Genomic DNA, 3,168 nt, shown 5'->3' with positions numbered 1-3,168 from the left:
GCCCTTGACGGGCTTTTGACGGACGGCATGCTGATCGCTGCGGGCGGGTTCGGGCTGTGTGGCATTCCCGAGCTTTTGATCGACGCCATCGTCGAGAGCGGCGTCAAGGATCTGACCGTGGCTTCGAACAATGCGGGCGTCGACGGGTTCGGGCTCGGCAAGCTGCTGGAGACCCGCCAGATCCGGAAAATGATGTCGTCTTACGTGGGCGAAAACGCTGAATTCATGCGCCAATACCTCTCGGGCGAGCTGGAATTGGAGTTCAATCCGCAGGGCACTTTGGCCGAACGCATGCGCGCCGGCGGGGCGGGCATCCCGGGGTTTTACACCAAGACGGGTGTGGGCACGGTGATCGCCGAAGGCAAAGAGCACAAGGACTTTGGCGGCGAGACCTATATCCTCGAAGAGGGCATTTTCGCCGATATTTCCATCGTGAAGGCGTGGAAAGCCGACGAGACCGGCAATGCCGTGTTCCGCAAGACCGCGCGCAATTTCAACCCGCCGGCGGCGATGTGCGGCAAGATCTGCATCATGGAGGTCGAGGAGATCGTCCCGACCGGCTCGCTCGATCCGGATTGCATCCACCTGCCGGGGGTTTATGTGCATCGTCTGGTTCAGGGCACGCATGAAAAGCGTATTGAACAGCGCACCACACGCCCGCGCCCGGCGGCGTAAGCGCATATGGGCTCCCCCTACGATCATCTGCCCGGCTCCGCCTTCTGGCGGAGCGGTGTGGCCGAGGCCGATCCAACGGCGATCGAGGGGCTGTGCCTGCCGAAATTCCGCATCTCGCCCACCGACCGGATCATGACGGCGGGAAGCTGTTTCGCCCAGCATGTGCATCGCAACCTCGTGGCGCGCGACTGGGCGGTGATCGACACGGAGACCCCCAAGGGCCCGTTCCCGCGCGAGGTGCTCAATCGCTACGGCTATGCGCTCTATTCCGCGCGCTACGGCAATATCTACACAGTGCGCCAGATGGTGCAGCTTCTGCGCGAGGCGCAGGGCGAGATCAAACCCGCCGAGCCGATCTGGGAGCGCGACGGGCGCTATTTCGATGCGCAACGCCCGAATGTCGAACCCGGCGGGCTGGCGACGCCCGAGCATGTGACAGAGGCCCGCGCCGTCCACCTCCGCCGCGTGCTCCGCGCCGTGCGCCGCGCCGATGTCTTTGTCTTCACGCTGGGGCTGACGGAGGTCTGGTTTCATCTTGAGAGCGGCACGGTCTACCCGACCGCGCCCGGCACGCTCGCGGGCCATTACGCCCCCGAGGTCTTCGGCTTTCACAATTTCAGCCTGCCGGAGGTGCGCGACGATCTCGAAGAGCTGCGCAGCCGTCTGATGGCGCTGCGCCCTGACATTCGCATGCTTTTGACCATCTCCCCCGTGCCGCTGACCGCCACCGCGACAAGTGGCCATGTGCTGCCCGCCACCGCCTATTCCAAAGCGACGCTGCGCGCGGCCGCAGGCGAGGTCGCGGCGAAATACGACAATGTCGATTACTTCCCGTCCTATGAGTTGGTGACCAACCCGGCGGCAGGCGGGCGGTTCTACAAGGAAAACCTGCGCTCCGTCACCGAAGAAGGCGTTGCCTCGGCGATGCGTATGTTCTTCCGGGCACATGACCCGGAGGCCGAAAACGTGCCCCGGATCGTCCGTAAGACGCCGGAGGACGACGGGTTGGAAGAGGCCGATCTGGTCTGCGAAGAAGCTTTGATCGAGGCGAGCCGGTCATGAGTGACAGACAGAAAATCCTCATCATCGGCACCTCTCACACCGGCGCGTTCTACACCGCACGGCACCGGATCGCTGAAGCGTTTCCAACTCTGGATGTGACCTATTTCGGCCTGCCCGGACAGATTTACAGTGCGGCCCTTTACGAGGACGGCGTGTTTCGCGCTCCCGAGGACGCCAGCCATTTGCTGGGCTGGATGGACACAAACGAAATCGACTTTGCGCCCTTCGCCCGCATTCTTCATGTCGGCGAGCGCTATACGATCAATCACGCCATGCGGCTCATGGTTTTTCACGACATTCTCGAGGAACCGGAACGCACCTCCCGCGCCTTCCTCTCAGAAGCCGCGCTCGGCGACCTGTTGCGCGGGCTGGTGCGCCAGCGCGCCGAACGGCTGGCAGAGCGTTTCGGGACCGATCCGCGACAGTGCTTCCTGCCCGCCCCCTACCCGCTCGCGCGGTCCGTGGCGGCAGGACCGGGGCATGAATTCGCCCTCGCCTCGCTGCGCAAACGCCCGCATGGCGCGAAATGGATGCAACGCTACGAGGCAAAAATCGAAGAGGAAATGGCGCGTGTCGGGCTCGATGTCATGCTGCAACCGCAGGAGACCCGCGCCGGTCAATTCATGACCGAGGATCGCTATGCCCGGCCCGACACGGAGCCCGGCACGGAAACCGTCGATCATCGCCACATGAATGCCGATTACGGATGGCAGGTGTTCTGCGCTTTCGCGGAAAGCCGTCTGCAACTTCACCCCGAGGACCTACAGAGTCTCGCGGATTGAAAAGACACAGGAGGAGATACTAAAAATGGCTTGGGACCGCAATCAAATGGCCGCGCGCGCGGCGCAGGAACTTCAGGACGGCACCTATGTGAACCTCGGGATCGGCATCCCTACACTGGTGCCAAATTTCATCCCCGAAGGCGTCTCCGTGACGCTTCAGTCGGAGAACGGCATGCTCGGCATGGGCCCGTTTCCCTATGAGGGCGACGAGGACCCGGACCTGATCAACGCCGGCAAGCAGACCATCACGGAACTGCCCAACACCGCCTATTTCGACAGTTCTTTCAGCTTCGGCATGATCCGGGGCGGCAAGATCGCCATGGCAATTTTGGGGGCGATGGAGGTCGACGAGAAGGGCGATCTGGCGAACTGGATGATCCCCGGCAAGCTGGTCAAAGGCATGGGCGGCGCAATGGATCTCGTGGCGGGCGTGGGCCGTGTGGTGGTGGTGATGGATCACACCAACAAACACGGCGAGAGCAAACTTCTGCACCAATGCACCCTGCCGCTCACCGGTCAGGGCGTGGTGGATCGGGTGATCACCAATCTCGGCGTGCTGGATGTGGTCGAGGGCGGGTTGAAGATCGTCGAACTGGCCGAAGGCGTGTCTGAGGCAGAGCTGCGCGCCGCGACCGAGGCGAAAATCGTC

4 protein-coding genes are annotated in these 3,168 nt (G+C 62.9%); all 4 read left to right on the top strand.

The genetic code is table 11. From position 1 onward, the window contains the following. On the top strand, window positions 1-675 hold a 675-nt coding region (locus tag NH195_RS10365), incomplete at its 5' end, for a CoA transferase subunit A (protein WP_066706409.1). Between the two features lie 6 nt (window positions 676-681). Next, window positions 682-1,737 carry a GSCFA domain-containing protein gene (locus NH195_RS10360; RefSeq protein ID WP_066706406.1) on the top strand — a complete coding sequence of 352 codons (1,056 nt, stop codon included), beginning with the start codon at window positions 682-684 and terminating at the stop codon, window positions 1,735-1,737. Further along, complete coding sequence (locus NH195_RS10355) at window positions 1,734-2,519, top strand: hypothetical protein (RefSeq protein WP_066706402.1); 786 nt, start codon at window positions 1,734-1,736, stop codon at window positions 2,517-2,519. The genes NH195_RS10360 and NH195_RS10355 overlap by 4 nt, the downstream gene beginning before the upstream one ends. A gap of 25 nt (window positions 2,520-2,544) precedes the next feature. Further along, window positions 2,545-3,168: 3-oxoacid CoA-transferase subunit B (locus tag NH195_RS10350; protein WP_066706398.1), on the top strand; the 624-nt coding region annotated here is incomplete at its 3' end.

It is taken from the genome of Celeribacter ethanolicus (genome assembly GCF_001550095.1).
Classification (GTDB): Bacteria; Pseudomonadota; Alphaproteobacteria; order Rhodobacterales; family Rhodobacteraceae; genus Celeribacter; species Celeribacter ethanolicus.
The sequence above is the reverse complement of the archived record's forward strand: the minus strand, read 5'-3'. Positions and strand labels throughout refer to the sequence as shown.